The sequence below is a fragment of the Komagataeibacter oboediens genome, assembly GCF_003207815.1.
GTDB lineage: Bacteria > Pseudomonadota > Alphaproteobacteria > Acetobacterales > Acetobacteraceae > Komagataeibacter > Komagataeibacter oboediens.
Genome location: NZ_NKTX01000013.1, coordinates 42,952 through 67,550, shown reverse-complemented (window position 1 = coordinate 67,550; position 24,599 = coordinate 42,952). Strand labels below are relative to the sequence as shown.

Below are 24,599 nucleotides of genomic sequence, written 5' to 3'. Positions count from 1 at the left end.
GGGCAATACCAGTCCATGCCACCATTCACTCCATCTCTTCGCAAAGACGGATGAATCACAACATGCTGGTATTGTTCAAAAACTTTCGGATCAGGCTCTCCGGCCTGCAGAATATTACGACAATCAACCAAGTGCGCCTGACCCTGGCATGTCGTTACGGTCCGGCACCAAAAATGTAGCATCGCATGCGGCTGTAAGAAACTATTTTTCCTTTCAGGAATTATCTTAGACGGCAGGTGTAGCACCAAACACACACAAAACTGCAACTTAGGGAAAGTATAAGTTGCGCTAATTCTATGATTTCAGGTCCAACTTCCCTTCATGTTCAAAACGTTGCTGATCCAACTTCTTGCCAGCAGCCAGTGCCCTACGGATCTGCATGTGAATGGCGGGGTTGTTGACGGTCTCGGCCGCGCACAGATTTTTTTCTGAATCGAAATGAAAGAATGCACCCTTTCCATTTTCGATATCCCCATACGTGATGGACGAGACGGTATTATCCAGAAAACCGACAGTCTGCAGCTTTGCCCCCATCTGGTCAGACCAGAACCATGGCACCGGCCTGTAGGGGGTCGGATTTCCTGCAATGGTGGCGGCGGCGACCCTTGCCTGATCATGCGCGTTCTGAACGCATTCCAGTCGCACCGTGTGATCAACCTGCGCAACGGAAAAGCGCGCGCAGTCTCCGATTGCATAGACGCAGGGGTCATCCGTCCGGCAGAATTCATCCACCATAATGCCATCAGCGCACCGGATGCCGGCCTGCGACGCCAGTTCCTCATTGGGGACAATCCCAAGGCCGAGTATGACCACACCGGCTTTCACATCCGGCTGGCCATCCAGCACGACCGCATCCACCACGCCATTAGATGTTTCAAACCCGACCATGGGCGTATTCAGCAAAAGACGTGATCCCGCCTGCACATGCTGGCGCGCCACCCAGTCCGACAGCAGCGGCGAAGCCGACCGGGACAGCAGGCGGCGGGATGCTTCTATGATAACGACATCACGACCAAACTGCGTTCTGACCGTCGCCGCCAGTTCCAGGCCAACATACCCGCCACCCACGATTGCGACGGTCCCGTCCGTCGCCTTCAGTGCGCCAATGATATGACGCGCATCAGCAAGGGTGCGCAGGACATGCACATTGCCGGGCATTTCACCCTTTCGCCACAAGCGGGGGCGGCTGCCCGTCGCCAGCACCAGATTGTCGTAATCCAGTGTCTCGCCATTGGACAGTGTTACGGTGCGTGTCTCACGACAGATGGAGTCCGCGCGCAGCCCGCGCTTCAGCTCGATCTGTTCATCCGTATAGAATGCATGGCTTTTCAGCTCGATATCTTCTTCCGACACCTTCGCGCAGATGAAGGATTTCGATAGCGGGGGACGATGGTACGGCAGGGCATCGTCCTCGCCCACAAGGATGATGCGTTCGGCGTAACCCGCGTCCCTCAGGGCCGATGCACACTGCACGCCAGCATGCGAGGCACCAATGATAAGCGTCCCCTTTCCCATTAAAACTGGCACTCCGGCACATCAACGCCAAAGGTTTCCACGTCATCCGGCACGGTAATCTGGCATGCTAGGCGGCTGTTGGGGCGTCGTTCCGCCGCAACACCGTCAAGCATTTCGGATTCTTCTTCGCTTGCAGGGGGGATCAGCCCCACGTATTCCGGTTCAACATAGACATGACATGTGGCGCACGCGCACGCGCCCCCGCACTCCGCATCAATTCCACGGACATTTCCCTGAACAGCGACCTGCATGACAGTCTGGCCAGACTTGGCGGCGACCGATCGGGCAGATCCGTCAGGTAGGTGGAAAATCACTTCGGTCATGCTTGACATCCCCAATACATGCAATTGAGCGGTACACATGTCGTAACAAGTTTATTGTCACGAGTGCGAAACAAGCTTGCTCTTCTTCCACAATTAGCGCAAGCATAATGTCCGTATATGGAAGTCTTGTTCGCTAATCGGACAAGATGCGGCAAATACATCTGACATTTCGCTGGAGTACCTCGCGATATGATGAGTTCGGAACAGAACGATTTCATAACAAGAATTTCTGCCGGTACGCCGGCCGGCACCCTGTTACGCCGTTACTGGCAGCCGGTGGCGCTGTCGGACGAACTTGAAGGAAAACGGCCCATCCGGCCGGCCCGGCTGCTGGGGCAGGATCTGGTTGTCTTCCGCGATGAAAGCGGCAGGCTGGGCGTTCTTGACCGTGACTGTCCGCACCGGGGTGCGGATCTGGCATTCGGTCGACTGGAAGATGGCGGCCTGCGCTGTCCGTTCCATGGCTGGCTTTTCGATGCGCAGGGCCAGTGCCTTGAAACCCCGGCCGAACCTGCGGGAAGCAGACTGTGCGGGAAGATCCGTCAGCGTTCGTATCCCGTCGTGGAAAAAAGCGGCATCATCTTCACCTATCTTGGTGAAGGCGCCCCCCCGGCCTTCCCGGCCCTTGACTGTTTTCAGGCCCCGGACAGCCATGTCTTCGCGTTCAAGGGACTGATGGAATGCAACTGGCTTCAGGCACTGGAAGTCGGAATTGACCCGGCGCATGCAAGCTTCCTGCATCGTTTTTTTGAAGATGATGAACCCGAATCCGCCTATGGCAGGCAGTTCCGCGCGACATCTTCAGACAGTGACATGCCGATGACACGCGTGCTGCGGGAATTCGATGCCCCCGCGATCGAGGTCGATAAAACCAATTACGGCCTGCAACTGATCGCCACCCGGCCGATGAGCGATGACAAAACACATGTCCGCGTCACCAATCTGCTGTTTCCGCAGGCATTTGTCATTCCGCTTTCAAGCGAAATGACCATCACGCAATGGCATGTACCGATCGATGATACGTCATGCTACTGGTACGCCATCTTCACCAGCTTCACGACGCCCGTAAACAAGACCCACATGCGCAACCAGCGCCTGGAACTGTACACCCTGCCGGATTACAGGCCGCGTGTCGGACGCCATAACAATTACGGCTTCAATGTCGAGGAACAGCTCCACAAGACATATACCGGCATGGGCGAGGACATTAACGTACATGACCAGTGGGCCGTTGAATCCCTCGGGCCGATCCAGGACAGGACGCGTGAACACCTGGGGCAGAGCGACAAGGGCATTATCGCCTACCGACGCATTCTGGTTGATGCGATCACCAAAGCGGTGAACGGCGAAACCCCGCTTATGGTCCTGACACCCGATGAAGCGGCTGCGATCCAGGGGCCCGCCACCATGGACGGGGTCGCCCCCAGCAACAGTATCGATACCTACTGGCGCCAGGTGGACGCCAACCGACGCAACGGAGCTTCCTGGAAAAAACGCGATTAAAAAGTAGCGAGAAGATGTCCTTCATAGAAAAATACGATCTGTGGTCACCGGAGCAGCAGCAGGCGGCCAAGGAAGTCCAGAACCGGATCAGGGCCGAAGACCTCTCGGTGGTCAGGTTTTCTTTTCCTGACCAGCATGGAATCCTGCGCGGCAAGACACTGGTCGCAGGCGGGGTGGAGGGCGCTTTTAAAAACGGCCTGACAATCGCATCATCGCTGCTGATGAAAGATACGGCGCACCGCACGGTCATTTCCGTCTTCACGCCCCAGAATGTTCCGGGGCTGAAGGAAATGCGCGGGTCGGCCGACATGGTCATGGTGCCTGACCCCACGACGTTCCGGGTGCTGCCCTGGGCACCGCATTCGGGCTGGGTACTCTGTGATCTGTATTTCAGGGATGGCCGCCCCGTCCCGATCGCCACACGCCACCTGTGCCACAATGCCATGAAATCCCTGGCTGATCAGGGATATGATTTCATGTCGGGACTGGAGGTTGAATTCCACCTTACGCGCATGGTCGATCCCCGGCTTGCGCTATCGGATGCAGGACAGCCGGGGGAACCCTCCACGGTGGAACTGACCCATCGCGGGTACAACTACCTGACGGAGCTGAATTACGATACGCTGGACCCGATTCTTGAAGTCCTGCGGAAAAATGTTCAGGGCCTCGGGCTTGACCTTGCCTCGCTGGAGGTGGAATTCGGACCCAGCCAGGTGGAAATGGTCTTCAATGTCGGACAGGGCAGCCAGCCTGCCGATGACATGGTCCTGTTCCGTGCCGCCGCAAAGCAGGTCTGCCAGCGTCATGGCTATCATGCCAGCTTCATGTGCCGGCCCCGCCTGCCCTCGGTCATGTCAAGCGGGTGGCACCTGCATCAGTCGCTATGCGATCGTGCGACCCACCGGAATGTTTTCGAACCATCAGGCCCGACGGAAGCCATGTCGGAAACGGGGCTGCACTGGATGGGCGGGCTGCTGAAGAATGCTGCAGCGGCGGCTGTCTTCTCCACCCCGACCATCAATGGGTACAAACGCTACCGCCCCTTCTCACTTGCGCCGGACCGGGCGGCATGGGGCATCGACAACAGGGGCGTCATGGTACGGGCGCTATGCGCACCGGGCGACAGGGCGTCGCGCGTGGAAAACCGTGTGGGCGAACCCGCGGCCAATCCCTATCTGTACCTCGCATCGCAGGTCGTGGCGGGCATGGACGGGCTGGCCCAGAAGATTGACCCGGGACCGCCGACCGAAACCCCCTATGACAACCAGAGCCCCCTTCTGCCCCAGACCCTGGCCGAAGCAGTGGATGCGCTGCAGACCAACGAGACATTCCGCGCAGCCTTTGGCGGACTGTTCATAGATTATATAACGCAGATAAAACGATCAGAAATCAGGCGGTATGAACTGGAGGTAAGCGAATGGGAACAGCGGGAATATTTCGACCTGTTCTGAACCCCACCACATCCCGGTCAGGCAGTTCCTGCCATGGCCGGGATATGGCAGTCCATGTGACGTGACATATCCATGGCCAACCTGACATAACATGGGAACCATCAGAACATGAGCCGGCTTCAGAGCAGCAGCGCCGATGCACGGAGTGCAAACCCGGCAGGCAGGGATTTTTCGGAAGCACTGGCGCGTGGCCTGGGCGTTCTCGGGACTTTCTCATCCGACAGCCGGGCCATGACGCTGAGTGAAATCGCACGGAAGCTGGACCTTCCCCGCGCGACCGTGCGCCGTGCGCTTCTGACCCTTGTACATATGGGCTATCTTGCCGAGGAGGGGCGGCTGTTCAGGATACAGCCCAAGATTCTGGAACTGGCCAGCAGTTATCTTGATACCAACCCCATATCGTCCATCCTCCAGCCATTATGCGAACGACTGGCCACCGAACTGGACGCCAACTGTTCCGTCGCGGTCATGGACCAGACCGAGGCCCTGATGATCGCGTATGCTTCCCCCGGGAAATCACCGACTTATCAGATCCGGGAAAACATCGGCATGCGGCTGCCCGCATATTGCAGCGCCGTCGGGCGTATCCTGATTTCCGCCCTGCCGCCCGAGGAACGTGACACGTTCCTCCAGAACCTGTCACCCGTGCGCCTGACGCCCTTTACGGTGACAGACAAACAGCGGTTAAGTGAAATCTTCTCCCATACTGCCGAGACTGGATTCTGTATTGTCGAACAGGAAGTCGAGATCGGGTACTGTTCGATTGCCGTTCCACTGATCCGGCGCGACGGGGTGCAGGTTGCCGCCCTGAACATGGGGACCCGTGTCGAGAAGATCAGTTCCCCCGAGAAAAAAGAGAGTATTATTCCGGTTCTGCATCAGGCATGTTCGGAAATAAGGAACCAGTTACTATGATACCAAAGTCTTTCCTGTTTTTATCAGTTGCCGCCAGCCTGACACTGGGCACGGCGCATGCGGCAGGTGTCCTGACCCCGCTCCCTCCCTTTTATGAATGGTCGGAACCTGTATCGGCGGCGCCGGGCACAATGCTTCGCACGGAAAAACTGACTGAATCCTGGCTGCCCCCGGCAACGGGGAAAGCGCTGCGCATTCTGTACAGTTCCACGAATGGCCTGAACAATACAGAAAAGACCGCCGTATCAGGCTACATACTGTTTCCCAGATCCGCCCCCCCAAAAGGCGGCTGGCCACTGGTTTCATGGGAACATGGCACAGTGGGCTTTGCCGATCAGTGCGCCCCCTCCCGGCGCGGGCCCAGCAAGCGCGATCAGGCCTATCTGAACGCATGGCTGGAAAAGGGGTTTGCCGTTGTCGCGACCGATTACCAGGGGCTGGGGACCGAAGGTGTGCATCCCTACCTGCTCTACCGGCCCGAAGCCTATAGCGCCCTTGATGCCGCGCGTGCAGTTATTGGCGACAGATCACTGGATATCCAGAACCGGATTGTCCTGATCGGACAGTCACAGGGGGCGGGTGCCGCGCTGGCCGCTGCATGGGAATATCCGCATTACGCACCGCAACTTCATATTGTCGGTGGGGTGCTGACCGGACTGGTGACCGCCATCGGCGATAAGGAACGTAACGGGCAGACAAGCGTCGACCAGCATTATACAACCATCCTGAAAATGGACCCTGCCTTTGCAATGCTGCGGCTTGCGGGCAGTGACCAGGCTATCGCGCCCCAGACCGACCTGCCGGCCTATCTGTCGGAAAAGGGAAAGGCGCTTTACAAGACGGCAAACGAGGGCTGCCTGCATGATCTGTTCAATCAGGCAAAGGCGCTTGATATTCATGAGGGCGGTGAACTGATCAAATCGGATCTTCCCCCGTCTGACGCCAAATTCAATACTTATTTCGATCTGCCGGACGGCCATGTGACCATACCGCTTTTTGTCGGGACGGGCCTTTCTGATAACATGGCAGGCACCAACGGACAGTATGAAGCGGTCAAGACGCTGTGCCAGGCCGGAACGTCGGTTGTCTGGTACAAATATCCCGGACTGACCCATAGCGGTACCGTCAATTACGCATTGCAGGATTCATGGCCTTTTGTTCAGGGCGTTATGGATGGCAGGCCGGCACCATCCTCCTGTCACGACCTTGCGGAACCCGGTCCCATACAGACCCCGCGGACGGACGTGAAATTCAATAATTAAGGTCCCGGTCCCAACCGGGATGACCGCAGTTTTCTATTGATGGATGACACCATGGATCTGGATGTAGACTATCTTCTGGCCAACCCGACAGATCCTGAACTGGTGGCCAACCAACGCCTGTGCCTGAACGGCAGGCATATCGAACGTATTGCCCCTTCCCCTGATCTGGCGGGGGCATCGCGCCGGGTGGCCATGCCGCCCTTTGCCAACGCGCATGACCATGGCCGCGGTTTTCCCACCCTGTCTGTTGGCATAGCCGATGGTCCACTGGAGATATGGATGGCGCGCCTCGGGCTGGAACCGCGCGCCCTTTCCTATCTCAGCACGGCCTGCGCCTTTACTCGCATGGCGGAAGCCGGGATCGGCGCCGTGGTACACTGCCATAACACGCAGGATGGCCGCAGACTGCTGGAAGAAGCGAAAGGCGTGGCGCAGGCAGCCCAGCAGGTCGGGATCCGTGTTGCGTTCGCACTGCCCTTTGCCGGGGAAAACCCGTTTGTCTATGGCGAAACGGCGGATCTGGCGCGCTTTGTCGATAACCCGCAGGCTCACCCGCAGCTATGGGCAGCGCGCCATAAACGCACACTGGAAGAAGGGCTGCGGATCTTTGAAGAACTGAAGGCGCTGGAAACAGATACCTTCACCATACAGTTCGGCCCCGTTGGCCCACAATGGACCAACCGGGAAACGCTGGAAAAGATTGCCGAGATTTCGGCGGCCGAAAATCGCCGTGTCCACATGCATTTCCTTGAGACAAAGCTCCAGCGGGACTGGGCCGATCATCACTTCCCGCAGGGTATCGTGACCTATTTTGACGAAATTGGCCTGCTCAGTCCCCGCCTTACCCTTGCGCACTGTGTCTGGCTTCAGCCGTGGGAACTGGACCTTCTGATACAACGCGGCGTCACGATTGCATGCAACCTGTCATCCAACATGCGCCTGTGCTCCGGTTTTCCGCCTCTGCCCCAGATCGTCCGTTCAGGCATTACGTTTGGTATCGGCCTGGATGGAATGGCGCTGGAAGATGATGACGATATCCTGCGTGAAGCACGCCTTGTGAAGGGCATAACGCAGGCCCTGGCCCCCGGCATTGATGGCCCGGGCGACATGAACCTGATGCTGCCTGCATGCCTGAAGGCACTGATGCAGGACGGACGCTATATTGTGACCGGATCGCGCGATGGGGGCCGTCTTGCCGCAGGAGAGGTGGCGGACGTGGTGGTGCTGGACACCGGACGCATTCATGCGACAGCTCCGGCCATGCCCCTGACCCCTGACATACTTATGTCGCGCCTGACACATCAGGACGTGGACCGCCTGATCATAAACGGGAAAACCATTGTCGAAAACGGTCGATGCCGCACGGTCTCAAGGTCCGACATTGAAGCAGAACTACGCAGTACCGCCCGGTTCATCGATGCAAGGACCAATACGGACAGACAGGTGCATGACCTTCAGATGCAGGACGGGATAAGACGCTTCTACCGGTCCGGTGCGCATCTGGCATGACTATGGTCCAATACAGATGACATACATTCAACAGACAACATACCATGGAGAAGTAGCATGACGGCCGTCGAGCGTCTTTATATTCTTCTATGTGGATATGAAGTCATACCCAAGTCCGTCTCAACCCTGGGCCGTGGGCAGAATTTCATGATCTGCGCCCCGATCTGTGTCTATCTGCTGAGAACTGCGACAGGGTGGACAATGCTTGATACTGGCCTGGACCCTTTTTATCTTTCAACCGAGGAAAACAAAGCCAGGTATTTTTCCGATTATGGCGTAACGCCGCCCATTATCCGCAAAGGGCATGATCTTGAAGGACTGCTTGCTGAAATCGGCATCGGGCTGGATGACATTTCCGACGTCATTATTTCCCATCTGCACTATGATCATTCCGGATACATAAAAAAGCTTCCCAATGCCGTTATCCATATGCAGGAAGCAGAATACTCTTACGCCATGGAGTGCAAGGAATACGGCTATTTCACCGAAGACTTCGCCAGTGATGATATTGCGTGGAACTTCCATAACGGTGACTGGAGCCTGTGCCCCGGCCTGGACCTGATTGCAACATACGGTCATACGCCGGGGCACCAGTCGGCAATTGTTACCCTGCCCTGTTCGGGTAAAAAGATCCTGACATTCGATGCCGGTGATTTACGCGAGAACTTTGCGCATGAAGTACTACCCGGGGTCACCTATGATGCCGAGGCAGCCCTTGGGTCCATCCAGCGGATCAATGCCCTCTCCCAGCGTTTCAATGCGGAACTCATCCTGTTTCATGACCCGCAGGAAATACAGAACCTGCCGCTCTCCCCCAATTTCTATGCCTGAATGACCGGAATACGGGCCGTGACAGGCAAAACGGTCCGCCCCATATGCACCATAAAAAAAGGCGGGGACCTGACAGTCACCCGCCCTGCACACATACGCGGTCATGGTTTTCAGCAGTCAAGCGTCGCCTGCCGTTCCCATGTGGACAGATGCCCACAATAGGCATTCCATTCCTCCATTTTCAGGTTGATATACGGACCGACCAGCCCATCACCCAGCAGTCGGCGCATTGCTGTGGACGCGTCCAGCGCACGTACGGCATCCAGCAGGTTCAGGGGCAGTTTCTTGGCATCCGGAACCGTATGGCCATCCGTGTACATGTTGATGTCCAGCGGCTTGCCCGGATCCAGTCTGCGTTCCAGCCCATCCAGCCCGGCCGCCAGCAGCGAAGCCTGCAGCAGGTAAGGATTGGCCGCACCATCGGGCAGCCGCATTTCAAAACGTCCCTTGCCCGGCACACGGATCATGTGGGTCCGGTTATCCCCGGCATACGTAACGGAATTGGGGGACCATGTAGCGCCCGAAACAGTCCGTGGCGCATTGATGCGCTTGTAGGAATTCACCACGGGATTGAGGAAGGCGCACAGCGCATCCGCATTTTCGATCAGGCCACCGACAAAATGATACCCCTGCGCGGACAGCCCGAGCGGATCGCCGTCCGCATGACAGACATTCCTGCCGTTGTTCCACAGCGAGATATGCGCATGACAGCCGCTGCCCGTCAGGTTGACGAAGGGTTTGGGCATGAATGTCGCCCGCAATCCATGCTTCTCGGCAATGGATCGTGTCATGAATTTGAAAAATACATGGCGGTCTGCGGTGACCATGGCCTCATCAAATATCCAGTTCATTTCGAACTGGCCATTTGCGTCCTCATGGTCGTTCTGGTAGGGCTGCCAGCCCAGTTCCAGCATCGCGTCGCATATTTCGGTAATCACATCATACTGCCGCATCAATGCCGATGCATCATAACATGATTTGGCAGCATTATCGTGCGCGTCACCAATGGTCTGCCCATCCGGTGTCAGCAGGAAGAATTCGCACTCCACCCCGGTCTTGACCGTCAGTCCGGCCTGCGCCGCCCGGTCGATCATCCGGCGTAATGTGTTGCGTGGCCCCTGCTCGATCCACTGCCCATGCATTTTCAGGTCGGATGCCAGCCAGCCGACTTCAGGCTTCCATGGAAGCTGGATCAGTGTCGTGGGGTCGGGCACAGCAACCAGATCGGGATCAGCAGGGGAAAGCTGGAACGCAGCCGCAAACCCCGCAAATCCGGCCCCGTTCTTCTGCATGTCCCTTATGGCAACAGCCGGCACCAGTTTCGCCCGCTGTGCACCCGACAGGTCGGTATAGGAAATGAGAAAGTATTTTATTCCCCGCTCTTCAGCTACGGCTGCAAGATCGACAGGCGGCCGCTGCGGGATAGTATCTTGAACCATAAGCAGGATATCCGTGTTCAGTATCGTCGAGAAACCCGAAAAGGAAGCACCTGTGCAAAGGTGCCCCGCCATGTTTTCAGAAGCCCTGCTTACCCGGGTACCATTCCGTCCCGGCCAGCGGGATGCGGGTCATGGCAGCCGCTTCCATCGTCAGGGCGACAAGGTCTTCAGGTTCAAGATTGTGCAGGTGGCTCTTTCCGCATGCACGGGCAATCGCCTGCGCTTCCATCGTCATGACAGACAGGTAATTGGCAATCCGCCGCCCCCCCATAATGGGATCAAGGCGTGCGGCCAGTTCCGGGTCCTGCGTGGTGATACCGGCGGGGTCGCGTCCGTCCTGCCAGTCGTCATACGCGCCGGGAACCGTACCCAGCCGGGCGTATTCTTCCGCCAGCTCCGGACTCTGGTCACCCAGTGCGATCAGGGCGGCAGTGCCAATAGCCACCGCATCCGCACCCAGCGCCAGGGCCTTGGCCATGTCCGCGCCGCTGCGGATGCCACCGGACACGATCAGCTGTACCTTGCGGTGCATGCCCAGATCCTGCAGCGCCTGCACTGCGGGGCGAATGGCCGAGAGAATGGGCAGGCCGACATGTTCAATAAAGACTTCCTGCGTTGCCGCCGTGCCGCCCTGCATCCCGTCGAGGACCACGACATCCGCCCCGGCCTTTACCGCCAGCGACACGTCGTAATAGGGACGGCTTGCCCCCACCTTGATATAGATGGGCTTTTCCCACGCCGTAATTTCCCGCAGTTCCTCGATCTTGATTTCAAGATCGTCCGGCCCCGTCCAGTCCGGGTGGCGGCAGGCGGAACGCTGGTCGATGCCTTCGGGCAGGTCGCGCATCCTGGCTACACGGCTGGAAATCTTCTGCCCCAGCAGCATGCCGCCACCGCCAGGCTTTGCGCCCTGTCCCACCACCACTTCAATCGCGTCCGCACGACGCAGGTCATCAGGGTTCATGCCATAGCGCGAAGGCAGGTACTGGTAGACAAGGGTCGAGGAATGTCCCCGCTCCTCCGGCGTCATGCCGCCGTCACCTGTGGTCGTGGAGGTCCCGACAGCGCTGGCCCCGCGTCCCAGCGCCTCCTTGGCTTGCGCGGACAGCGCACCGAAGGACATGCCCGCAATGGTCACCGGCGTCTTGAGGTGAATGGGTTTTTTCGCGAACCGCGTGCCCAGCACGACATCCGTGTCACAGCGTTCACGGTAACCTTCCAGCGGATAGCGGGAAATGGACGCCCCAAGGAACAGCAGGTCATCGAAATGGGGCAGCTTGCGCTTGGTGCCAGCACCGCGGATGTCATAAATCCCGGTGGCAGCGGCGCGCTGGATTTCGGAAATGGTGAAGGGATCGAATGTTGCGGAAAAACGCGGCTTCGTTCGCGGGATCTTCTTTGTATTGTCTGTCATGATGGCCTCAGTACGCCGCGGCGTTATCAACATGGAAATGGTACAGGCGGCGCGCGGATCCATAGAGACGGAAGCTGTCTGCCGGATATTCGGTCACACCTGCGCGGTCCAGCAGGGACTGCAGGCAGGCCAGGTCGTCAGCCGTCATGTCCTTTTCCTCGCAGTCCGCACCCAGGCTTCTGACTTCGCCACGCACGAAAATCTTCGCTTCGTACAGGCTGTCCCCCAGTGCTTCGCCCGCGTCCCCACAAACGACCAGCGTGCCGGACTGCGCCATGAAGGCACTCATATGCCCGACCGAACCGCGCACCACGATTTCGATGCCCTTCATCGATATGCCGCAGCGCGCCCCGGCATCCCCATCGATCACCAGCAGCCCGCCGTGTCCCGTGGCACCGGCTGCCATGCTGGCATTGCCGCGCACGCGGGTGCTGCCACTCATCATGTTTTCAGCAACGCCGGGGCCGGCATTGCCTTCAATGGTGATATTGGCATGCTTGTTCATACCGCCTGCATAATATCCGGCCTGCCCGTCAATCATGACGTCAATCGGCGCGTTCAGGCCAACGGCCAGGGCGTGCCGACCCTGCGGATTGCGAATGACCCATGCACCTGTCGCATCCTCGCCCTGTAGCTGGCTGTTGGCTTCACGGAGCGTGCATCGGGCCAGATCGATTTCCTGCATGTTACTCATGCCGCATGTTCCCAGTGATAGACGCGCTGTGGCTCAGGTTCAAAAACGGTTGCCTGCCCGATGCCCGGCAGCCGGGCAAATGCCCGGTATTCGGAAGCAAACGCAACATAGTCATCCGTTTCCGCAATGACGGCGGGCTTGCATGCCACCGGGTCGCGCAGGACCGCGAACCCGTCACGCGTGCCGACGACGAAGGTGTAGAAACCGTCAAGGTCCGCAAGGGAGGCTGTCAGCGCCTCATCCAGCCGTTCACCGCGTGACAGACGCCACGACAGATAGCCCGCGGCAACTTCCGAGTCATTCTCGGTGGCGAATTTCAGTCCTTCACGTACCAGCTGGCGGCGCAGGGTATTATGGTTCGACAGTGATCCGTTATGCACAAGACACTGGTCCGGGCCAGTCGAAAACGGGTGCGCGCCAGCCGTCGTTACGGCGGATTCCGTCGCCATGCGGGTATGCCCGATGGCGTGGGTGCCACGCATGCCCGCAAGGTCGAAGCGGGCTGCAACATCTTCCGGCAACCCGACGCCTTTATACAGTTCGATGCTGTCACCGCTGGAAACGAATGCAACCCCGTGGCCGAATGCGTCGATGAACCGGCGCACGGTCTGTTCATGTTCGGTCGGCAGAGTAATGACCGTATGGTCATTGCGGCAGGTCACGGACATTTCGGGACCGGCAATACCCGCCAGCCCTTTTTCAAAGAGTGCGGTCTGCGCGGGGGCGACGCCACGCACCGTAATCTTGGTCTGCCCGTGCCGTGCGCCGCCATAGACGGCAAAACCTGCGCTGTCGGGCCCGCGCTCCGTCATGACCTTCAGCATCTGGGATGTCAGAAGCCCCAGTTCAGGTTGAAGATCGGGATTTTTCAAAAACAACCCAACGATGCCACACATCGTCATTTCTCCGCCGAAAGAGGAAAAGATGTGACCATAAAGCCCCCATCTCCCCACCCTGTCAACGCAAAAGAACAAAACTTTCTTTAAGAGAAACTCCGGTTAATCGTCCTGTCGCATATATACAATAATCGACAGATAATTCATTGGTTTCTCTATCAATAGCTCCGGCCCGTGCGGGGCCTGGCAATCGAACATCAATGTGTCCCCCGCCCCCATCTCGTATGACTCGTTACCATGACGGTATAACACGCGACCACTAAGCATGTAGATGATTTCCACCCCCTGATGGCGAAAACTGGTATACGGCTTTGCATCTTCATGCAGGGTGATCAGGTAGGGTTCGACCACCAGGGTGCCATCCAGCAGATGTCCCAGCAACTGGTATTCATGTCCGGCTTTCGTACCCCGGCGTTCAATGACAACACCCTGTCCCGCCTTGACGAAGGAACAGTCACGCTGCTCCTCAAACGTAGCGAACAACTGGCTGAGCGGCACATTCAGCGCACGGCATACGGACTGCAGGGTGGATAATGAGGGCGAAATCTGCCCGTTTTCTATTTTCGACAGCATACCCAGCGATATGCCCGCGCCACTGGCCAGATCAGCGCCAGTCAGTTCGCCTTTTCGCCGCAGATGGCGGATCTGCGCGCCCAGCGACTCTTCAAGCGTCAGTTCACGGACCGGACCGGCGGATGAGCCGGTAATCAGTTCGGTGGTCTTTTTTTCAGAACGGGGCTTGCGCACGGTACTCATGTCTCTTCTCCCGGAAAGGCAAAAATCAGGACAGGACGTCCATCTGCTCGGCAAAGGCAGGAAAACGGGCGGTCAGTTCACCCAGCGTCCGGTCCGTGAGGACAGCCCGGAGCGATCTGGCAAACTCCAGCGGCAGGCGCCCGAATTCACGCCGCCGCGCCACCAGCGTCAGCCTGCGGCGCAGCATGCCGGCCGGCAGTGCGTGACATACCAGCCCGTCACTACCGTCGAAGCCAGCCTCGTACATGCATAGCGGCGTGGTAATGGCGACACCCCCCAGCCTGCACGCGGCCAGCACCCCCTCCGGACGGTCAAATTCCTGGCCATAGGGAATGTCCAGGTTCAGTCGCCGCAGGTATCGTTCCACCTCCATGCCCGTGCGTGAACGCAGGGAAAACCGCACGAAAGGATGGGCTGCGAAAAATCCCGGCAGGTCTGGCAGCCGTGAAGGTGGCTGCAGCCCGGCGGGGCACAGCAGCATGTATGGTTCCTCGAACAGCGGCCAGCGTTCCAGATCAGCGACATCTTCCAGATTATCGACACTGAGGACAAAATCGATCTGCCGGGTCAGCAGGGCAGTGACATGGGACTCGGTCAGGCCGGCATGCACCACCAGCCGGTCCACGCGGTCGCGCATGAAATGCGATACGTCGCCCATTACGGCACGCGACAGGGAATCGACTATGCCGATACGCAGCAGATCGACCCGGCCGGAGCGCATTTCATGCAGGCGTCCGACGATCTGCCGCATCTCGACCATCAGCCCGGCCGCATACTGGCGCAGCACCGTGCCCGCCGCCGTCAGCACCATGGGGCGCACTCCACGGTCAAACAGTTGCGTTCCCACGCGCTTTTCCAGCTCGGCTATCGTCTGTGACACGGCGGGCTGGGTTATGCCCAGCATACGTCCCGCCGCCGCCATGCTGCCGTTGTCGCATACGGCAAGGAAGACGTTCAGCGCGGACAGGTCAAACGGGGGAGCGTTCAATGACATCATCCCATACCATAAGAAAAATTTATAATGTCTCCATTATGAAAGCCGTTAGCATGGACTACGGTGGCAGAGCGAAGATTTCGTAATGAAAAGCAATCATTATTCCATTTTTACCCTTCTGAGGGAAGCTCTGCGCGGGCAGACGGGCTGGCGCCCCGTATGGCGGAACGCACAGCCACAGCCCGCTTATGACGTCGTGATCGTGGGTGGCGGCGGCCATGGTCTGGCCACTGCCTATTACCTTGCCCGGCGGTACGGCATCCACCGCGTGGCGGTTGTGGAGAAGGGCTGGATCGGCAACGGAAATATCGGCCGCAACACGACCATCATCCGTTCGAACTACCTGCTGTCGGGCAATATCCCCTTCTACGAATGTTCCATGAAATTATGGGAAGGGCTGGAGCAGGACATCAATTACAACGCCATGGTCAGCCAGCGCGGCGTGCTCAACCTGTTCCATAACGATGCCCAGCGCAACGCCTACACCCGCCGGGGCAACGCCATGCGGCTGCACGGGGTGGATGCGCAGTTGCTGGATACGGAAGCGGTACGCCAGAAGCTGCCGTTCCTGAATTACGACGCGGCCCGTTTCCCCATACTGGGCGGCCTGCTGCAAAAACGCGGCGGCACGGTGCGGCATGACGCCGTGGCGTGGGGGTTCGCCCGTGCAGCCGACCGGCTGGGCGTGGATATCATCCAGAACTGCGAGGTCACCGGCATCCGCATGCATGCGGGCCGGGCGGTCGGGGTGGAAACCACGCGCGGGTTCATTGGCGCGGGGCACGTGGGACTGTCATGTGCGGGCAATTCGTCGCGGGTCGCGGCCATGGCGGGTCTGCGCCTGCCGATTGAAAGCCATGTGCTGCAGGCCTTCGTCAGTGAAGGGCTGAAACCATTCATCGACTGCGTGGTGACGTTTGGCGCGGGTCATTTCTATATCAGCCAGTCCGACAAGGGCGGCCTGGTGTTTGGTGGCGATATCGACGGCTATAATTCATATGCCCAGCGTGGGAACATGCCGGTCATCGAGGATGTGTGCGAAGGCGGCATGGCGCTCATGCCCCGGATCGGCCGTGTCCGGCTGCTGCGTCACTGGGCCGGCCTTATGGACATGAGCATGGATGGCAGCCCCATCATCGACAGGACACCGGTGGACAACCTCTATCTCAACGCCGGATGGTGTTATGGCGGGTTCAAGGCGACACCTGCATCAGGCCTGTGTTTCGCGCACCTGATCGCACGTAACGAACCCCATCCGGTCGCGACCGCATACCGTCTGGACCGCTTTGGCCGTGGGGCCGTGATCGACGAAAAAGGCATGGGCGCACAGCCCAATCTGCACTGAGGTTCCAATGCGTCTGAACTGTCCCTGCTGCGGGCCACGCGGCATTGAAGAATTCACCTATCGGGGGGATGCCACGGTGCACCGTCCCGGTATGGATGCACCGGCGCATGCCTGGGTGGATTATGTCTACCTGCGTGACAATCCCGACGGATGGCACCGGGAACTGTGGTACCATGGCGCGGGCTGCCATGCATGGCTGGTCGTGACGCGCAACATGCGCACTCATGAAATTGCCGATGTCGTCCGCGCGGTGGATGTCGCACGCCAGGCCAGGGAAAACGCCGGATCATGAAACTGCCGTGGAAGAAAGATGCCTGCTCCCACCGCCTGTCGGGACAGGCCGGACGTCGTATCCCCGCCAACGGGATCGATCCGGATACGATCATCCGTTTTACCTTTGACGGGATAAGCTATGACGCACATCCGGGTGATACGCTGGCGTCGGCCCTGCTGGCCAATGGGCAGCATCTTGCAGGGCGTTCGTTCAAGTATCACCGCCCGCGCGGCATCCTGACGGCCGGCCCGGAAGAACCCAACGCCCTGTTGGAACTGCGCACGGGCGCATGGCGCGAACCCAACAGCCGCGCGACTGTCACCGAAGTGTTCGACGGGCTGGACGCATGCAGCCAGAACCGCTGGCCATCCCTCCGCATGGACGCACTTGGCGTTAACGGGCTGTTTTCCCCCCTGTTTACGGCCGGGTTCTACTACAAGACTTTCATGTGGCCTGCCGCGTTCTGGGAAAAGGTATATGAACCCCTCATCCGCCGTGCCGCGGGCCTCGGCCGGGCAGCGGACGAGGCGGATCCCGACCTGTATGAAAAAACCACCACGTTCTGTGATGTGCTGGTGGTGGGTAGTGGCCCGGCGGGGCTTGCCGCGGCCCTGGTGGCGGGACGTTCGGGCGCGCGGGTCATCCTGTGTGAACAGGACAGCGTGACAGGTGGACGCCTGCGGGCGGAGCGGACCGATATTGATGGCGTTCCCGGCTGGCAGTGGGCGGACCGGACCGTGGCCGCCCTGCGTCAGATGCCCGAGGTGCGCATAATGACGCGCACCTGCGTTTTCGGGACATATGATGGCGGCACCTATGGCGCGCTGGAACGTGTGGCGGATCATGTGTCCTGTCCTGCCTCTGACCAGCCCCGCCAGCGTCTGTGGCGCATTGTCGCCCGTCGCTGCATTGTTGCAGGCGGCGGGATCGAACGTCCCCTGGTCTTTCCCAACAACGACCGTCCGGGCATCATGCTTGCCGGGGCCGTGCGCACCTATATCAACCGTTTCGGCGTCGTGGCGGGACAGCGCGCCATCGTCTTCACCAATAATGACGATGGCCTGCGCACGGCCGTGGACCTGAAGCATGCCGGTGCGGCGGTCACCGCCATTGTGGATACGCGCACGCAGGCCAGCGATATGGCACAGCAGGTCGCCCATGACACTGGTGCGCGCCTTTTCACTGGCGGCGCGATTTCCAATACCTATGGCCGCCTCGGGGTTCATACTGCGGCCATACGGGACCGGTCGGGCAGGGTCAGGCATGTGGCCTGCGACCTGATCGCCATGTCGGGCGGCTGGAACCCGGAACTGAGCCTGACGACACATCTGGGCGCAAAACCGGTTTATGACCCGGAACTATGCGCTTTCACAGCCGGGTCTTTCCCGCCCGGCATGCTGGCGGCTGGCGTGGCCAATGGCACCTTCATGACTGCCGACTGCCTGCACGAAGGGGCTGCGCGCGGGCAGGAAGCCGCTGCCGCGTGTGGCTTTGACACCGAACTGCCCCCCCTGCCGGCCGCACCGCGGGAAAGCTACGGCATTCAGGCCATCCAGCCCGTGCTGCAGGATCAGGCAGGCAGAGATAGCAAGGCGTTCATCGATTTCCAGAATGACGTCACGGCAAAGGACGTGCGCCTGGCCGCGATGGAGGGCTTTCGCTGCGTTGAACATGTCAAGCGCTACACCACGCTGGGTATGGCAACAGATCAGGGCAAGACATCCAACATCAATGGTCTGGCTGCACTGGCGCAGCAGACCGGTCAGGACATTGCCCGGACGGGCACGACCATGTTCCGCCCGCCCGTGCAGCCCGTGGCCATCGGCGCGCTTGCGGGCGCGCATCGCGGCAGGTATTTCAAGCCGGACCGACTGACCCCCACCCATGAATGGGCGCGCCAGCAGGGCGCCGTATTTACGGCCAATGGAATCTGGCACCGGGCACAGTGGTTCCCGCAGGACGGAGAAACCCACTGGCGCGATACCGTCAACCGCGAGGTGAGAACCGTCCGTACGGCCGTCGGGTTCTGTGATGTCACCACACTGGGCAAGATCGATATTCAGGGTCCTGACGCCGCTACCTTCCTTGACCGCCTGTATATCAATGGATGGCAAAAACTGCCCGTGGGGCGGGTCCGCTACGGCCTGATGCTGCGGGAGGACGGCTTTGCCTTTGATGACGGCACCACGGCGCGACTGGGTGAACAGCATTATGTCATGACCACGACCACCGCACATGCTGGTGCGGTCATGCAGCATATGGAACTGTGCCACCAGTGGCTGTGGCCGGAACTGGATGTCCACTTCATATCCGTAACCGATGAATGGGCGCAGATGGCCATTGCCGGCCCGCGCTCACGCGATGTGCTGCGTCATGTCGTCGATCCGGATACGGACCTGTCCAATGACGCTTTCGGTTACATGCATGCTGCCGAAATCACCATATGCGGCGGACAGGCCGCGCGCCTGTTCCGCCTTTCCTTCTCCGGGGAGCTTGCGTACGAACTGGCGGTTCCCGCACGGTATGGCGATGCGCTGGCACGGCTGCTCATGAAGGTTGGCGCCCCGTACGGCATCGCGCCCTATGGCACTGAAGCGCTGGGGGTGATGCGCATTGAAAAGGGTCACCCCGCCGGACCGGAACTCAATGGCCAGACAACGGCGCATGACCTGAACATGGGGCGGATGCTGTCCACCCGAAAGGACTTCATTGGCCGCGCCATGGCTGCCCGCCCTGCCCTGACCGACCCCGTGCGCCCCACGCTGGTTGGCCTGCGTCCGGTTCATGCGCACGATGAACTGGTCGCGGGCAGCCACCTGCTGCCCCATGGCGCCGAGGCCACGGGCGCGCATGATCAGGGATGGATCTCGTCTGCCGCATGGTCCCCGACACTGGATGGATGGATCGCACTGGGCTTCCTGTCTGGCGGTCCTGCCCGTCATGGCGAGATGGTCATGGTCCATAACCCGCTGGCCGACAGCCAGGTTGCCGCAGTCGTCTGCCCTCCCACCTTCTTCGATCCTGCCGGAGACCGCCTGCATGCCTGAGACACTGGCCGCCACGTCACCCATTCCGTCAGCCCCCTTCATCCCGCCCGGGGGCGAACAGGCCGCACGCGTCACGATCGGCCCCGGGCCGGATCTGCAGCTTGCCAGCATGCAGTTTTCCCCTGCGTCCCATGCCGCCGTCCAGACCGCACTGATGGCGGCATATGGCGTGGAGGCACCCGTGACATCCCATGCCCGTGATGGCCGTGATGCCGTGCGTTTCATCTGGGCGGGACCGGACCAATGGCTGGTCTGTGCACCGCAGGGGCAGGCTGACCTCCTGGACGGGCTGCGACGGGTAACGCAGCCCCATGCGGCCATTACGGCACAGGGGGATGGACGCAGCGTCATACGGGTCCGCGGCCCGGATTCACGCGCGATCTTGTCAAAACTTGTCCCGATTGACCTGCATCCCCGTGCATTCGCCCCCGATAGCACGGCCCTGACGCTGGCGGGACATATACCTGTCCAGATCTTACAGCATGACATGACGCCGACATACGACCTGTTCGTTTTTCGCAGTCTTGCTCACAGTCTTTACCACGACCTTTGCCACGCGGCGCGTGGCGGCGTACCTGTATCGGAAGTTTGCCCATGACCGAGGGTGTCAAAACAATCTATATCGTTACGATAAAATGCCCCAACCGTCCCGGTATTGTGGCGGGCATAAGCCATGGTCTGGCTGAACTGGGCGCAAATATTACCGAAGCCCAGCAGTTTGACGAAACGGAAAGCAGACAGTTCTTCATGCGTGTCGTCTTTGAAATACAGGATGGCACAACGGACAGATCGGTGCTGGAAGAGGAATTCATGCGTCTGGCCCATGAATTCGACATGACATGGTCCCTGACCACCACGGCCCGGCGCCCGCGGGTTCTCATACTGGTGTCCCGTTTTGATCACTGCCTGGTGGACCTGCTCTATCGCTGGCGGATCGGGGAACTGGCGATTGATCCGGTCGGCATTATTTCAAACCACCCGCGTGACGTATATAAAAACCTCGATTTTGGTGGTATTCCCTTTCATTACCTGCCCATAACACCGGACACCAAACCGGCGCAGGAAGCACGGATCCTGCAGATCATGGACGACAGCCGGGCCGAGTTGGTCGTGCTGGCGCGATATATGCAGATCCTGTCCAATGACATGTCGCACCGGCTGTCGGGGCGCTGCATCAATATCCACCATTCATTTCTGCCCGGTTTCAAGGGCGCGCGCCCCTATCATCAGGCCTTTGCCCGGGGGGTCAAACTGATCGGCGCAACAGCGCATTATGTGACGAGCGATCTTGATGAAGGCCCGATCATTGAACAGGATGTCGAGCGTATTTCCCATGCCGATACGCCCGATGACCTTGTGCGCAAGGGACGTGACATAGAACGCCGCGTTCTGGCCCGTGCCGTCAGGTACCATATTGAACGCCGTACCATCATAACCGGCCACAAGACGATTGTATTTACATCCTAAGCGATGCGCGCAGGATACGATGGTGGTGCCCGCCGGGCGTTTCATTTTTCAGGTTGCACGGAATGTGCGCCATGAATGGCCGGGGATCGATGCTGCCAATCAACGTGGTTTTTGCGTGTGTAGCCTGCACCGTCACGGTGGCGTACCTGCGGGCAATGGCTAAACCGGGGGAGGTCATGATCGAAGCCAGCGGATCAGGATGCGGGTAAGGATGCCTGCCTACCTGACCGTCTGCTTTACTGGCAGCTACAGGCGATCCGTATCACACAAAAAAGGGGGCATGCGACCCACATGCCCCACCTTCATGAAACGTGGATCAGAACTCCATCGAAAGTGTGAAATGATAGACGCGCGGCAGCCCCGCATACAGGGTTGATGCGGCGCCGGATGTGCCACTGGGCGAACCTGTATAGACCGAGGCCCAGTACCGCTCGTTCGTGGCATTGCTGACACCAAAACGCGCAACCCATGGGAATTTGGAAACATGGAAGGCGTAACGTGTGCCAAGGTCCAGCGTGGTATAGGAACCGGTATGCAGCGTGTTGGTAATGTTGGCGGCACGGTTGCCCATGTAATGGACGCTGGCGTTGAAGGCCCAGCCCGAAGCGAAGGAACCCAGCGACGCCGGCAGGCGGTAATCCAGCAGCAGGTTGGCCTGCAGCGGGGCCGCACCCACGATTTCCTTGTTGTTATAGGCAGCGGTCTTGCTGTTGACCAGTTCCGCATCCAGCCACGTCATGCCGGCCAGAACCGACAGATTGGGCAGGACTTCACCTGAAATCTGGGCTTCCACACCGTAATTGCGCTGTGTGCCGCCATATTCATAAGTCTGGCAGGTCGTGCCACCCGAACAGGAGCCGTCCGCTGCGGGAATATACATTGCATAAGGTGACGTCATACGGAAACCGGCAACGTTGAACTGCATTTTCTGGTATCGCAGCTTGTAGCCGACTTCATATTCTTCCGAATGTGCAACAGGCAGGGCAATATTGGTATTGGTATAATATTTGCTGTTGGGCGTAACCGGCCCTGCTTCAGCAGAACGGCCATAGGTGAAATACAGGGTCTGGTTCTGGGTTGGCTTGTAAATCAGGCTGGCCGTCGGGCTGAAGGTCGCATTGGCCTCAAAGGTATTCTTGAGCGGACTTGTGGCATTGAGCGCACCCTTCTGGTCAATCCAGCTCCATGCAAGCGTACCCATGACCGACCAGTGCTTGTTGATCCGCATCGTATCGCCAATAATGAAGGACTGGCTCATGATGCTGCTGGATTTGTAACGCCCGCTATAATAGGGCTGCGTGCCATTGGTCGGGGCGGCACCATACATGTTGTATGTACCAAGACTCTGCGCCGATGTAAGCGCGGTTGTCGGGTTGTAATTCCCCATCATGTAGCCATTGGTGCCAATGACCAGGTCATGTGTAAGGGGGCCGGTATGAACACGGCCGTTGAAATACGCCATGTTACTGCCAACGCGGAAGTCATCTGCCGTTGTCGTGGCCGTGGCTTTTGAACTGTAAAAGCCCTCATACCCCTGAGTTGCACTTAACGTATCGCTTATGCCGAAGGACTGGCGCATGGCATCCTGGTACAGCCCGCCCAGCGTGAAGCTCCAGTCCTTGTTGATCTGGTGCTTGATCTTGGCCAGGAAGGTATTGGTTTCCATGTTGTACCCACTCCAGTCCGGGGCGAGACGTCTGCCCAGATCCGGCGCTTCGGGCAGTTGCCCGCCAATGCCCGTGGGATTGGCGGCTGTGCCGGCGGCAATGCCAAAGCCGGGCGCCATGCCGCGTTCATCATAGGTATAGTGGCTGGCATCAAGTTCGAGGACAGTCTTGGAATCGAAATGGATATCGAAATCGGCGCTGACCATCTCACGCCGGATCCAGCTGCCCGGCGCATAGGCCGAACCATTGGCATGCAGCATGTTCAGGCGGTAGCCAAACCAGCCGTTACGACCGACCCGGCCAGAAATATCGCCATTGACCGTAGGCGTGCCGATGGAATCCACGCCAACCGAAAGCCGCTCGGTGCGGCGGTTGGTCGGACGCTTGAGGGTATATTCAAACACGCCAGACGGGTTTTCCGGTCCGTACATCGCCCCGGCCAGACCATTGAGGACCTGCAGGTTATCAACCCATTCCGCCGGATAGGGCGTGGTGGAGACCACGTTCAGGCCATCAAGACGAGAGTTGGCCACCACATCGGCCTCGAACCCGCGCGACTGCGGGCGCGATGTGTTGGGATCACCACGGATTTCCAGCTGCACTGAAGGCAGGTACTGCGCCATGTCATTGATGTTACGCAGCTGCTGGTTGACCACGACGTCATGCGGCACACCCATGACAGAATAGGGCGTATCCAGCGTATCGCGGTTGCCCAGCGGCCCCAGATAGATGTTCTTGTTCATATATTTGGCGCTGGTGCCATCCGCCGCATGGTGGCCATGAACGGTAATTGTTTCCCCGTTTGAACCATCCAGTATCCCGGCGATGGGGGCAGCCGTGCCCGATGCCTGGCCCGCAGGCGTCCCGGTGGTCTGGTTTTTTGCGACGGACGTCGCGGGGGACGCCGCCTTTACGGCGACAGGCCTGCCAGTCTTATCCTGCGACGTGGATGTTACCGGTGCAGCCAGCGCGGTGCTGGCCAGCAGGAACATTCCCGACGTTCCGGTTATGAAAAAAGTACTATAGCAACGAAGCATAAGGCAGTTCGTCCGTGATATGAACAAATGACGTTGGGCCCTTCCTTCCATTCCCGACATGCCGCTGTCTATATATATTCGTATCCAGACCTGTATTTAGGTATATATAGCTGTTAGGTGTTGCCAGAATAAGACAGCCACTGGGTCATTCCGGTCACTTCAGCATCATATTACGTCGGCATGACCGGGAGACCGTGCATCTTCACCGGTGTCCCGGCGCGCCCTGTGGATGATGGCAGGGTCAGCATTCGGGCTTTTTT

Annotated in this window: 20 protein-coding genes; 11 read left to right on the top strand and 9 right to left on the bottom strand. The window is 59.1% G+C overall.

The features are described from left to right. Positions 1-294 precede the first annotated feature (294 nt). Complete coding sequence (locus CFR80_RS08130; protein ID WP_110507222.1) at positions 295-1,515, bottom strand: NAD(P)/FAD-dependent oxidoreductase; 1,221 nt, start codon at positions 1,513-1,515, stop codon at positions 295-297. Continuing rightward, a complete protein-coding gene (locus CFR80_RS08125; protein WP_010515444.1) occupies positions 1,515-1,838 on the bottom strand; it encodes a 2Fe-2S iron-sulfur cluster-binding protein in 324 nt (107 codons plus the stop codon). Before CFR80_RS08125 ends, CFR80_RS08130 begins: the two co-directional genes overlap by 1 nt. A gap of 189 nt (positions 1,839-2,027) precedes the next feature. Here CFR80_RS08125 and CFR80_RS08120 point away from each other — a divergent pair, with 189 nt between their 5' ends. The 6 genes from CFR80_RS08120 (at position 2,028) to CFR80_RS08095 (ending at position 9,309) form a co-directional block, all read left to right on the top strand. Further along, on the top strand, positions 2,028-3,341 hold the full coding sequence (locus tag CFR80_RS08120; protein ID WP_010515445.1) for an aromatic ring-hydroxylating dioxygenase subunit alpha: 1,314 nt from the start codon (positions 2,028-2,030) through the stop codon (positions 3,339-3,341). 14 nt (positions 3,342-3,355) lie between these two features. After that, positions 3,356-4,792 (top strand): glutamine synthetase family protein, encoded by a 1,437-nt coding sequence (locus CFR80_RS08115; RefSeq protein ID WP_110507221.1) that lies wholly within the window; start codon positions 3,356-3,358, stop codon positions 4,790-4,792. Positions 4,793-4,900: 108 nt separating this feature from the next. Then, positions 4,901-5,707 carry an IclR family transcriptional regulator domain-containing protein gene (locus CFR80_RS08110; RefSeq protein WP_010515356.1) on the top strand — a complete coding sequence of 269 codons (807 nt, stop codon included), beginning with the start codon at positions 4,901-4,903 and terminating at the stop codon, positions 5,705-5,707. Then, complete coding sequence (locus tag CFR80_RS08105) at positions 5,704-6,969, top strand: lipase family protein (RefSeq protein WP_010515357.1); 1,266 nt, start codon at positions 5,704-5,706, stop codon at positions 6,967-6,969. Before CFR80_RS08110 ends, CFR80_RS08105 begins: the two co-directional genes overlap by 4 nt. A gap of 51 nt (positions 6,970-7,020) precedes the next feature. Beyond that, entirely contained in the window at positions 7,021-8,478 is a 1,458-nt protein-coding gene (locus tag CFR80_RS08100) for an amidohydrolase family protein (RefSeq protein WP_157132936.1), read from the top strand. A 57-nt stretch (positions 8,479-8,535) separates the two neighbouring features. Next, complete coding sequence (locus CFR80_RS08095; protein ID WP_010515359.1) at positions 8,536-9,309, top strand: N-acyl homoserine lactonase family protein; 774 nt, start codon at positions 8,536-8,538, stop codon at positions 9,307-9,309. Positions 9,310-9,419: 110 nt separating this feature from the next. Here CFR80_RS08095 and glnT read toward each other — a convergent pair whose 3' ends face one another. The 6 genes from glnT to CFR80_RS08065 all read right to left on the bottom strand — a co-directional run bounded on the left by glnT (position 9,420) and on the right by CFR80_RS08065 (position 15,502). After that, on the bottom strand, positions 9,420-10,748 hold the full coding sequence (gene glnT, locus CFR80_RS08090) for a type III glutamate--ammonia ligase (protein WP_110507229.1): 1,329 nt from the start codon (positions 10,746-10,748) through the stop codon (positions 9,420-9,422). A 76-nt stretch (positions 10,749-10,824) separates the two neighbouring features. Then, a complete protein-coding gene (locus tag CFR80_RS08085; protein WP_010515362.1) occupies positions 10,825-12,162 on the bottom strand; it encodes an FMN-binding glutamate synthase family protein in 1,338 nt (445 codons plus the stop codon). A gap of 7 nt (positions 12,163-12,169) precedes the next feature. After that, positions 12,170-12,856, bottom strand: coding sequence for a GltB/FmdC/FwdC-like GXGXG domain-containing protein (locus CFR80_RS08080; RefSeq protein WP_232275802.1), 687 nt, complete (start codon positions 12,854-12,856; stop codon positions 12,170-12,172). After that, complete coding sequence (locus tag CFR80_RS08075) at positions 12,853-13,752, bottom strand: class II glutamine amidotransferase (protein ID WP_010515364.1); 900 nt, start codon at positions 13,750-13,752, stop codon at positions 12,853-12,855. The genes CFR80_RS08080 and CFR80_RS08075 overlap by 4 nt, the downstream gene beginning before the upstream one ends. A gap of 102 nt (positions 13,753-13,854) precedes the next feature. After that, positions 13,855-14,508 carry a helix-turn-helix domain-containing protein gene (locus CFR80_RS08070; protein ID WP_010515365.1) on the bottom strand — a complete coding sequence of 218 codons (654 nt, stop codon included), beginning with the start codon at positions 14,506-14,508 and terminating at the stop codon, positions 13,855-13,857. Between the two features lie 25 nt (positions 14,509-14,533). After that, on the bottom strand, positions 14,534-15,502 hold the full coding sequence (locus CFR80_RS08065) for a LysR family transcriptional regulator (RefSeq protein WP_029329602.1): 969 nt from the start codon (positions 15,500-15,502) through the stop codon (positions 14,534-14,536). Between the two features lie 85 nt (positions 15,503-15,587). Between CFR80_RS08065 and CFR80_RS08060 the strand changes: the two genes are divergently transcribed. The 5 genes from CFR80_RS08060 to purU are packed head-to-tail and all read left to right on the top strand — an operon-like array spanning position 15,588 to position 21,635. Beyond that, positions 15,588-16,847, top strand: a complete 1,260-nt coding sequence (locus CFR80_RS08060; protein ID WP_010515367.1) for a sarcosine oxidase subunit beta family protein — start codon at positions 15,588-15,590, stop codon at positions 16,845-16,847. A 7-nt stretch (positions 16,848-16,854) separates the two neighbouring features. Further along, positions 16,855-17,139 carry a sarcosine oxidase subunit delta gene (locus tag CFR80_RS08055; protein ID WP_010515368.1) on the top strand — a complete coding sequence of 95 codons (285 nt, stop codon included), beginning with the start codon at positions 16,855-16,857 and terminating at the stop codon, positions 17,137-17,139. Next, complete coding sequence (locus CFR80_RS08050) at positions 17,136-20,168, top strand: sarcosine oxidase subunit alpha family protein (protein WP_010515369.1); 3,033 nt, start codon at positions 17,136-17,138, stop codon at positions 20,166-20,168. Before CFR80_RS08055 ends, CFR80_RS08050 begins: the two co-directional genes overlap by 4 nt. After that, a complete protein-coding gene (locus tag CFR80_RS08045; RefSeq protein WP_181418179.1) occupies positions 20,161-20,766 on the top strand; it encodes a sarcosine oxidase subunit gamma in 606 nt (201 codons plus the stop codon). Before CFR80_RS08050 ends, CFR80_RS08045 begins: the two co-directional genes overlap by 8 nt. Further along, on the top strand, positions 20,763-21,635 hold the full coding sequence (gene purU / locus CFR80_RS08040; protein WP_010515371.1) for a formyltetrahydrofolate deformylase: 873 nt from the start codon (positions 20,763-20,765) through the stop codon (positions 21,633-21,635). Before CFR80_RS08045 ends, purU begins: the two co-directional genes overlap by 4 nt. 316 nt (positions 21,636-21,951) lie before the next feature. Here the strand turns inward: purU and CFR80_RS08035 are convergent, their stop codons facing one another. Beyond that, complete coding sequence (locus tag CFR80_RS08035; protein ID WP_010515373.1) at positions 21,952-24,294, bottom strand: TonB-dependent siderophore receptor; 2,343 nt, start codon at positions 24,292-24,294, stop codon at positions 21,952-21,954. Between the last annotated feature and the right edge of the window lie 305 nt (positions 24,295-24,599).